The sequence below is a fragment of the Stenotrophomonas koreensis genome (genome assembly GCF_001431525.1).
GTDB lineage: Bacteria > Pseudomonadota > Gammaproteobacteria > Xanthomonadales > Xanthomonadaceae > Stenotrophomonas > Stenotrophomonas koreensis.
Genome location: NZ_LDJH01000038.1, coordinates 1 through 1,114 on the forward strand (window position 1 = coordinate 1; position 1,114 = coordinate 1,114).

2 pseudogenes are annotated in these 1,114 nt (G+C 67.1%); one reads left to right on the forward strand and one right to left on the reverse strand.

The features are described from left to right. Positions 1-341, reverse strand: a pseudogene (locus ABB25_RS15025) (hypothetical protein); the annotation flags it as partial. Between ABB25_RS15025 and ABB25_RS13965 the strand changes: the two are divergent. Continuing rightward, positions 274-1,114, forward strand: a pseudogene (locus tag ABB25_RS13965) (YadA family autotransporter adhesin); the annotation flags it as partial. The pseudogenes ABB25_RS15025 and ABB25_RS13965 sit on opposite strands and share 68 nt — an antisense overlap.

The window sequence follows — 1,114 nt, forward strand, 5'->3', positions numbered from 1 at the left end:
CCGCTGTTTTGGCCGGCGGCGTAAGCGTTGTAGCCAAGTGCCGAAGAGGATTCACCCTCGGCCCAGGACAGGGTGCCAACACCACCGCGGTCGGCCAGGGCAGCATTGCCGATGGCGACTACAGCACTGCAGTCGGTGGTGTTGGCACCGGCAGCCACGCTGTCCGCACCCACCGCCACGGCATTTTCGCCGCTGGCCTCGCTCCAGCTGCCAGCGGCCGTGCTGTTGAAGCCCAGCGCCAGCGCCTGGCTGCCAACAGCCGTTGCATAGTCATCCGAAGCCAACGGGATGGAATCCAGCGCGGTGGGCTTCTTTGCCACCGCCAATGGGGATGGCGCCACGGCAGTAGGTGCCGAGGCAACGGCTGATGGTCTGGAAAGCCTGGCTGTCGGTTTTGGCGCGCAGGCTTCGGATGACTATGCAACGGCTGTTGGCAGCCAGGCGCTGGCGCTGGGCTTCAACAGCACGGCCGCTGGCAGCTGGAGCGAGGCCAGCGGCGAAAATGCCGTGGCGGTGGGTGCGGACAGCGTGGCTGCCGGTGCCAACACCACCGCGGTCGGCCAGGGCAGCATTGCCGATGGCGACTACAGCACTGCAGTCGGTGGTGTGGCGGGTGGTTTCAGCGCAGAGGCCACTGGCCTTGGCGCAGTGGCCCTGGGTGCGGGCGCGGGCGCGACGGCTGACCTGGCCACCGCCGTTGGCACCCTGTCCTGGGCCGAGGGTGAATCCTCTTCGGCACTTGGCTACAACGCTTACGCCGCCGGCCAAAACAGCGTGGCATTGGGTGCTGCTTCGGTGGCTGACCGCGACAACAGTGTCTCGGTAGGCAGTGCCGGTAATGAGCGCCAGATCACCAACGTGGCTGCCGGTACCGAAGGCACCGATGCGGTGAACCTGGACCAGCTCAACGCCGTGGCCGATGTGGCCGGCAAGACCAACAAGTACTTCCAGGCCAGCGGCAGCGCCAACAGCGATGCCGGCGCCTATGTCGAAGGCGAGGATGCACTGGCCGCCGGTGAGGCCGCCAATGCGATCGGCAACGGTGCTGCGGCACTGGGTGCCGGTGCCAATGCCCTGGCCGATGCCGCCACCGCGGTGGGTTTCAATGCACTGG